This is a genomic window from Streptosporangium sp. DT93, assembly GCF_049844535.1.
In the GTDB taxonomy this organism is placed as follows: domain Bacteria; phylum Actinomycetota; class Actinomycetes; order Streptosporangiales; family Streptosporangiaceae; genus Streptosporangium.
Genome location: NZ_JBNCLF010000017.1, coordinates 189,307 through 196,626, shown reverse-complemented (window position 1 = coordinate 196,626; position 7,320 = coordinate 189,307). Strand labels below are relative to the sequence as shown.

6 protein-coding genes are annotated in these 7,320 nt (G+C 71.1%); 4 read left to right on the top strand and 2 right to left on the bottom strand.

Annotated elements, in window-relative coordinates; genetic code table 11:
- The coding region (locus ACLQ2R_RS30885) for an endo-1,4-beta-xylanase (RefSeq protein ID WP_425964559.1) at positions 1–794 on the top strand (794 nt) is incomplete at its 5' end.
- 182 nt (positions 795–976) lie between these two features.
- On the opposite strand, the gene ACLQ2R_RS30880 is transcribed toward ACLQ2R_RS30885, so the two are convergent.
- On the bottom strand, positions 977–1,834 hold the full coding sequence (locus ACLQ2R_RS30880; protein WP_425964558.1) for an SAM-dependent methyltransferase: 858 nt from the start codon (positions 1,832–1,834) through the stop codon (positions 977–979).
- Positions 1,835–2,183: 349 nt separating this feature from the next.
- On the opposite strand from ACLQ2R_RS30880, the gene ACLQ2R_RS30875 reads away from it, so the two are divergent.
- From ACLQ2R_RS30875 to ACLQ2R_RS30865, 3 genes are all read left to right on the top strand, one after another.
- On the top strand, positions 2,184–2,906 hold the full coding sequence (locus ACLQ2R_RS30875; RefSeq protein WP_425964556.1) for an HAD family hydrolase: 723 nt from the start codon (positions 2,184–2,186) through the stop codon (positions 2,904–2,906).
- A gap of 136 nt (positions 2,907–3,042) precedes the next feature.
- A complete protein-coding gene (locus ACLQ2R_RS30870) occupies positions 3,043–4,716 on the top strand; it encodes a cation:proton antiporter (RefSeq protein WP_425964554.1) in 1,674 nt (557 codons plus the stop codon).
- 238 nt (positions 4,717–4,954) lie between these two features.
- Positions 4,955–6,220: a xylan 1,4-beta-xylosidase gene (locus tag ACLQ2R_RS30865; RefSeq protein WP_425964552.1), complete on the top strand. Its 1,266-nt coding sequence runs from the start codon at positions 4,955–4,957 to the stop codon at positions 6,218–6,220.
- A gap of 127 nt (positions 6,221–6,347) precedes the next feature.
- On the opposite strand, the gene ACLQ2R_RS30860 is transcribed toward ACLQ2R_RS30865, so the two are convergent.
- Positions 6,348–7,163 carry an NAD-dependent protein deacetylase gene (locus ACLQ2R_RS30860; protein ID WP_425964572.1) on the bottom strand — a complete coding sequence of 272 codons (816 nt, stop codon included), beginning with the start codon at positions 7,161–7,163 and terminating at the stop codon, positions 6,348–6,350.
- Positions 7,164–7,320: the final 157 nt, after the last annotated feature.

Below are 7,320 nucleotides of genomic sequence, written 5' to 3'. Positions count from 1 at the left end.
ACATGGTCCGCGACTTCAAGGCCCGCGGCGTGCCCATCGACTGCGTCGGCCTGCAGTCGCACTTCAACAACAACAGCGCCTACAACAGCAACTACCGCACCACCATCTCCAGCTTCGCCGCCCTGGGCGTCGACGTGCAGATCACCGAGCTTGACATCGTGGGCGGCTCGGCGACCACCTACGCCAACGTCGTCAACGACTGCCTGGCCGTGGCGCGCTGCACCGGCATCACCGTCTGGGGCGTCCGCGACAGCGACTCCTGGCTCGGGGCCAGCACCACACCGTTGCTCTTCGACGGCAACGGCAACAAGAAGGCCGCGTACACCTCGGTCCTCAACGCCTTGAACGCCGCCAATCCCAATCCCAGCCCGACGCCCACCGTCACCCCCACGGTGACGCCTACTCCGGGAGGCAGCGGGCAGATCCGGAACGTCAACGCCGGTCGTTGCGTGGACGTGCCCAACGCCGCCACCGCCGACGGCACCCAGGTGCAGCTGTGGGACTGCCACACCAACGCCAACCAGCGGTGGGCCTCCACCTCCGCGCAGGAGCTGAGGGTCTACGGCAACAAGTGCCTGGACGCCGCCGGCACCGCCAGCGGCGCCAGGGTCCAGATCTACGGCTGCTGGGGCGGCGACAACCAGAAGTGGCGCCTGAACTCCGACGGCACCGTCGTCGGTGTGCAGTCCGGGCTGTGCCTGGACGCGGTGGGCGCCGGAACCGCCAACGGCACCCGGCTCCAGCTCTACTCCTGCTCGGGCGGCAACAACCAGAAGTGGACCGTCACCCGATAGTCCCGGCACCGCGCCGATCCTGACGCACCGTCCATGACGGCCCGATGGCCGGGGGCCCACGACCCCCCCGGCCGTCGGGCACGCGCGCCGGACGCCGCGACCCTTTCGGGTCGGCGAGGGGCCGTTCGGCGTCGTGGACGCGGGCGGCCGTCCGACACGGCCGCCCGCGAAACCACGTGGGCCTACGGCTTCACGGCCAGGCCACCGTAGGCCCACGCGTGGCCGCCGCCGGGAATCGGCTCCTGGTAGTCGTTCTCGTCCGGTCGCCACGTCACCACTTCGACGAGCCCGGGAGAAACCATCGTCCAGCCCTGGAAGAATTTCTCCACCTGCGCGTGACTTCGCGGGACCATCGGTGCCGAACCCTTTTCGTAGGGCTTGGTGAATTCCTCTTCTTGCACCTGCGGCGCGAAGTCGAGCGTGATGTGCGACAGCAATATACGGCTGCCCGGGGGAACGGCCGCCTTGTATCTCTCGACCAGCTCGTGGGGGTTTTCCTCATCGGTGATGAAATGCAGGACGCCGACCAGGACGAGCGCCACCGGCCGGGTGAAGTCGATGACCCCGGTGACATCCGGATGCGACAGGATCCGATCCGGATCTCGCAGATCGGCCTCGATGACCGTGGTCATGCCCTCCTCGCTGCTCGCGAGCAGGGCGCGCCCGTGCGCCAGGACGACGGGATCGTTGTCCACGTACGCCACGCGAGCCGCCGGATTGACCCGCTGGGCGATCTCGTGGGTGTTCCCCTGCGTGGGGATGCCGGTGCCGATGTCCAGGAACTGGGTGATCTCGGTGTTCTCGGCGAGGTGGCGCACGGCCCGGCCGAGGAACGCCCGATGGGCGCGTACCCCTTCCCGTGTGCCCGGGGAAAGCCTGACAAGGTGCTCCGCCGCCTCGCGGTCGGCGGCGAAGTGGTCTTTGCCACCTAAAAGGTAGTCGTATATGCGTGCCGGGCTGGGAATCGTCGGATCGATTCGTGTGCCGGGCGTATCGGGGTCGGCCGCCCGCTTGTTCGATCGGTTGACGGGATCGACCACCGGCGCTCCTCGGAAAGGTATCCGTATTCGACATGGCGTCGATACGGAGAGGGGATTTCGCCCCACTGTAGCTTGTCACCGGCTGATTCGCCGATCACGCAGATCGCTCGACACCGTCGTCTCCGGAAGGCGATTCCGGAGGGGGGAGCAGGGGACGGCCGCTCCGCGACTCCGCCGGGTCGTTCTTCCCCGGACGCGCAAAGCCGGTCGGCACCCTTTCCGTCGTACGGCCTCCGCCCGGGAAGCCCTTTCGCGTCACCGTGGAATCCGTGGTGGTGTCCGTGGCCGGGTCCGGGATCCAGGCGGTGGCCGGGCCCGCGATCGGCGGCCGTCTCGTTATGCTCGGGCGGTGAGTTCTCCCGGAACGCTCGTCCTGTGGGACATCGACCACACGCTGATCGACGCCGGCGGGGTCACCGCCGACACCTACGACCACGCGCTGCACGCCGTCACCGGCCGCCGGATGGAACACCCGGTACAGGTGGCCGGGCGGACCGAGCGGGCGATCGTCACCGAGATCCTCCGAAGGCACGACGCCGAGGTGTCGGACGCGCTTCTCGACTCCTTCTACGCGGCCCTCGCCGAGGCGTTCGTCGTACGGGAGGCCGTCATGCGGGAGCGCGGCCGGGCGCTGGCGGGGGCGCGCGAGGTGCTCGCGGCGCTGGGGGAGCGCCAGGACGTGGTGCAGTCGGTGCTGACGGGCAACACGCGGCCGGTCTCGGTCGGCAAGCTCACCGTCTTCGGGCTGGAGGGCTTCGTGGACTTCGAGGCGGGCGCGTACGGCACCGACCACGAGGACCGGGCCGCGCTGGTGGCGCTGGCGCAGGGACGCGCCGAGGGCCGGTACGGGCGGTCCTTCGGCGCGCGGGACACCGTGCTGGTGGGGGACACGCCCAACGACGTCCGTGCCGCTCACGAGGGTGGGGCACGGGTGATCGCGGTCGCGACCGGCTTCGACGACGCCGCCGTCCTCGGCGCGGCCGGCCCCGAGCTGGTGCTGGACGACCTCTCCGACACCGAGGCGGTCGTACGGGCCGTTCTCGGCGTGACGGGCGGGCCGCCCTCGGCGTGACGGGCCGGGCCGTTCTCGGCATGACGGGCCGGGTGGGCGGCGGGCGGTCGGCGGTAGGCGGTAGGCGCCGGGACATCACCGCCTGGCGCGCGTGGAGAAACCGGGAACCGTCCCGGGGGACTGCCAGTCTGGGCACATGACCGAACTGCTCGTCGTGATCGTGACCGCGCTCGTGACGATCGCCGCCGCGACCGCCGTCGGCCCGCGCCTGGGGATCGCCTCACCCCTCGTGCTCGTGTCGATCGGCGTCGCGGCGAGCTTCCTGCCGATGTTCGGAGCCGTGCACATCGAGCCCGAGTGGATCCTCGAGGGCGTCCTGCCGCCGCTGCTCTACTCGTCCGCGGTGTCGATGCCGGCGATGAACTTCCGCCGCGAGTTCGGGGCGATCGGCGGCCTGTCCGTGCTGCTCGTCGTCGCCAGCGCGCTCCTGCTCGGCCTGTTCTTCACGCTCGTGATCCCGGGGCTCGGGTTCGCGTGGGGCGTCGCCCTCGGCGCGATCGTCAGCCCGACCGACGCCGTGGCGACGTCGATCATCAAGCGGACGCCGGTCTCCAGGCGCGTCGTGGCGATCCTCGACGGTGAGAGTCTCCTCAACGACGCGACCGCACTCGTGCTGCTCCGCACCGCGATCGTCGCGACGGCCGCGTCGTTCTCGTTCTGGGGCGCGGTCGGCACGTTCGCGTACTCGATCGTCGTCGCGCTCGTCGTCGGCGCGGTCGTCGGACGGCTCAACCTCCTGGTCCGCGGGCGCGTGACCGACCCGGCCGTCAACACCGTCATCTCGTTCACGGTGCCGTTCCTCGCCTCCGTCCCCGCAGGGCTCCTCGGGGCGTCCGGTCTCGTCGCCGCCGTCGTCGCGGGCCTCGTCACGGGGATCCGCGCGCCGCGCGACCTCTCACCGCAGAACCGCCTGTCGGACTCGCAGAACTGGCGCACGGTCGAGCTCGTCCTGGAGGGCGCGGTGTTCCTGACGATGGGCGTGCAGATCAAGGCGATCGTGACGAACGTCGAGAACGACCACGCCGGGGTCGGGGCGGCCGTGCTCGTCGCCGCCGGGGCCCTCGTCCTGACGGTCCTGGTGCGCGCGGCGTACGTCGCCCCGCTGCTCGGCGTCCTCGCCCGCCGTGCCCGGCGCGGCGAGAGGATGCAGCCCAGGGTCCAGGGCATGCGGGAGCGGATGAACACGCCGGAGGGCACGCGGGAGACGTTCGAGGAGGTGACCACCCGCAGGCGCCGGGTGTCGGAGCGCGATCTCAACCGGTTCGCGCGACGGATCACGCAGGTGCTCGCCGACATCGAGTACTTCCTCCGCGAGCCGCTCGGGTGGCGCGAGGGCACCGCGGTCGTGTGGGCGGGCATGCGCGGCGCGGTGACCGTGGCCGCGGCGCAGACGCTCCCGGAGGACACCCCGCAGCGATCGGTCCTCGTGCTCGTCGCGTTCACGGTCGCGACGATGTCGCTCCTGGTCCAGGGCGGCACCATCGGCCCGCTGCTCCGCCGTATCACGCCGCGGGCCGGCCCGGGGGCCGGGGGCGGCGAGCGGGCCGCCGGCGAGCGGACCCGGATCATCGAGCTGCTGAAGACGAGCGCCGAGACGGTCCCAGGGCCGCCGCGCCTCGGGGACGACCGTACGCCGGAGGGGTTCGACGCGGCGAGGCGACATCGGCTCGCGGTCATCGCGGCGCAGCGGTCGGCGCTGCTCGACGCGCGCGACAACGGCACCTTCGACGCGGACGTCCTGGCGAGCGCGCTGGCCAACCTCGACGCGTCGCAGATCGCCATCGAGATGCGCGGCAGGCTCGCCGGCTGACGCGGGGCGCGGGGTGGCGGTCCCGCATAACGCTTACCTGTGAACCGTGCTCCTGTATGCCGTCCTTACGCGGCTCGTGGAACGCTCATGGCACAGCGAACGGCGAGGATCGGGTGAGGTTCAGGTGTCATCGGCTAGGTGGGGATCGATGTGGCGGCGTCCCGGCCGGAGGATCACCTCCGGCGCGGGAATGATCGCGATGGCATTGGTCATGGCGAGCTGTTCCTCAGGAGAGAAGGTGGACCGGGCGACCCCGGCCGCACAGAAGCCCGCCGACGCGGCACCGGCGTTGCCCACCGCGAACATCCAGGAGCCTCCCGCAGTCGACCCGGCGTGGCCCCGCTGGGGACTCACCCACACGGGGGTCAGCGCCAACAACGTCACCCCGGAGTTCGAGCAGACCGTGGCCCAGAGGCTGTCCCAGACCCCGATGGTGCAGAACCAGCACATCATGGGGTTCGGCGCGGTCAACCCCCAGCCCCGCCGGCAGGAGTTCTACTGGGAGGACCTCGACAGCCGGACGAACCTCATGAAGCGGTCCGGCGGGACGCAGGTCATCACGCTGTGCTGCGCCCCCGACTGGATGAAGGGCGGGCCGGAGGGGCCGACCTCGGACGCGGGCTGGGCCGAGCACCTGGAGGACGCCCCCTACCCGAAGCACTTCGACGACTTCGCCAAGCTGTCGGCGGCCGTGGCCACGAAGTACCGCGACGTCAAGTACTTCATGGTCTGGAACGAGTTCAAGGGCTTCTGGAAAGATCATTCCAAGCCGGCGGACTACAAGGGCTACACCCAGCTGTACAACAAGGTCTACGACGCGGTGAAGGCGGCCAGGCCCGACGCGCAGGTCGGCGGGCCCTACCTCGGCTTCGACAGCAACAGCACCGGCGCCTCCGAGCTGCGCGGGCCGTGGGGGGTCGTCAACCAGAACGCCCTGGACGCCTTCGAGTACTGGTTCAAGAACAAGAAGGGCGCCGACTTCGTCGTGGTGGACGGCGCCTCGGTGACCGACGCCCACGAGCTGCTGCCCGACGCGTTCGGGGCGCTGGGCAAGTTCAGCGCGGTCACCACCTGGCTGCGGCAGAAGACCGACCTGCCGGTCTGGTGGTCGGAGTGGTACTTCGTCCCCGAGGACAGGACCGTGTGGCCCGAGCCCATGCGGCTCGCCGTCCAGGCCGCCTCGATGATCGAGTTCGCCGAGAGCGGCGCCGCCACGGCGCTGTACTGGAACCCGCAGGTCAAGCAGGGCGCCTGCACGGCGTGCATGTGGGACCCGCAGAGCGGTGCCGAGCTCCCGACCGGCCGGCTGGTGGCCGACTTCACCCGGTGGTTCCCGGCCGGAGCCGAACTGGAGGAGGTCACCTCCTCCGCCCCCGGGGTGCGGGTGCTGGCCCAGCCGGAGCAGATGGTGATGGTCAACACCACCAAGGCTCAGGTCACCACGACCGTGGACGGCACGGAGTTCGCCCTCCAGCCGTACGAGATCAAGTGGAGCGGTCGCTGACCGGCGCGTGACCGGGCGGCGGGACGGCCGCCGGTCGGCGCGTGCTCCGGTGAGCTGATCGCCGGTCGGCGCGTCCTGCGGTGGGGTGATCGCCGGTCGGTGCGTGATCGGGCGGGACGGCCGCCGGTCAGTGGGTGGCCGAGGTCCGGGCGTCGAGGAGGGCGGCCACCTCGGGAAGGATCTCGCCCAGGGGGGCGTCGACGGTGAGCGTCGCGTGGTCGTCCCCCCGGGTCGGGCCCTGGTTGACGATCGCCACGGGGATGTCGAGCTTGGCGGCGCGCAGGATGAACCGGCGCCCCGACATTACCGTCAGCGACGACCCCAGGACCAGCAGCAGGCGCGTCCCCTCCACCAGGGCGAAGCACTCGCTCACCCGGTCGGCGGGGACGCTCTCCCCGAAGAAGACGACGTCGGGCTTGAGGACGCCTCCCCCACAGGCCAGGCACCCCACCACCGCGAAGCCGTCGATCTCCTCGTCCCGCAGCTCGGCGTCGCCGTCGGGGTTGACCGTGACGGCCCGGGCGGCGAAGTCGGGGTTCGCCCGGGTCAGGCGGGCGTCCAGCTCCTGCCGGGGGCTCAGGGCGCCGCAGTCCAGGCAGATCACGCGGTGCAGGCTGCCGTGCAGCTCGATCACGTCCCGGGCGCCGCCCGCCTGGTGCAGGCCGTCGACGTTCTGCGTCACGATGCCGCTCACCAGCCCCTGCCGCTGCAGGTGCGCGACCGCCCGGTGGCCGCTGTTCGGCCTCGCCTCGGCCATGGCCTTCCATCCGACGTGGCTGCGGGCCCAGTAGCGCCGCCTGGCCGTCACGCCCGAGGTGAACGCCTGGTACGTCATCGGGGTGTGCCGCCTCAGGGCGCCGCTCGGCCCCCGGTAGTCCGGGATCCCCGACTCCGTCGACAACCCGGCTCCGCTCAGCACCACGACACCGCCCGCGGCCATCATTCTCGCCAGTATGTTCGCACCGTCGTTCACCCTTCCATGCTGCCTCACCCTGCGGACCGCTCGGCACCGGCCTCCGGGAACCCGGCGTGAGCGTGCGCGACGGTTCCGGCTTGGATCCCCCGGTGACACTCGGTGCCCGTTCGGGCGCGGTCCGGAT